This is a genomic window from Gilvimarinus sp. 1_MG-2023 (genome assembly GCF_030548285.1).
Map to the genome: position 1 here is coordinate 1 of NZ_JAUOSC010000733.1, position 297 is coordinate 297.

Genomic DNA, 297 nt, shown 5'->3' on the forward strand with positions numbered 1-297 from the left:
GGGCCAGAGAAGTATTAAATGAATCCATATCGGTATTCATTCGACGGCTGTATTTGCTGTCGCCATCAAGACCGGTATACATAAAAAAGTCTGTCATCACTCCGATAGAAGCAAGCCGCATGTGCTGAAGCTGGACCATCAGCGCATTGTCATCTGCGTGGGAGGAAATGGATGTCAAAGTGAGTGCCAGGGCGAATCCCAGCGATTGGAAGAATCTAGTCATCATGACCTCAGTCTTTTTATGATTATTGTTAGGGTCTTCATCTGTCTGCTTGCTGAACACCCTCGCTTTTATTC

The 297-nt window shown here is 45.8% G+C and carries 1 protein-coding gene; it reads right to left on the bottom strand.

The features are described from left to right. A partial coding sequence (locus Q4563_RS18805; RefSeq protein WP_303605597.1) for a hypothetical protein occupies window positions 1–297 on the bottom strand: 297 nt, incomplete at both ends.